At 78.7% G+C, this 249-nt stretch carries 1 protein-coding gene; it reads left to right on the forward strand.

The window, feature by feature from the left end:
* On the forward strand, window positions 1-249 hold a 249-nt coding region (locus tag GTW08_RS03940), incomplete at both ends, for a hypothetical protein (RefSeq protein ID WP_161151436.1).

Genomic DNA, 249 nt, shown 5'->3' on the forward strand with positions numbered 1-249 from the left:
CTCGCGGCGTCGGTGCGTGCCGCCGAGGAGGCCCACCGGCGGCACGGACCGGCCGAGATGCTGGCCCACGCCGAGCGGGCACTGGAGCTGTGGTCCGCCGTCGAGGACCCCGAGCGGCTCACCGGGGTCTCCGAGAGCGCGCTGACCCGGGAGGCGGCCTGGGCGGCGAGCGCCTCGGGCGACCCGGAACGGGGCATCGCCCTCGGGGCCCGCGCGGTCCGTGTCGCCGACCTCGGCGAGGATCCACAC

The sequence above is a fragment of the Pseudonocardia sp. SID8383 genome, from assembly GCF_009864975.1.
Lineage (GTDB): Bacteria > Actinomycetota > Actinomycetes > Mycobacteriales > Pseudonocardiaceae > Pseudonocardia > Pseudonocardia alni.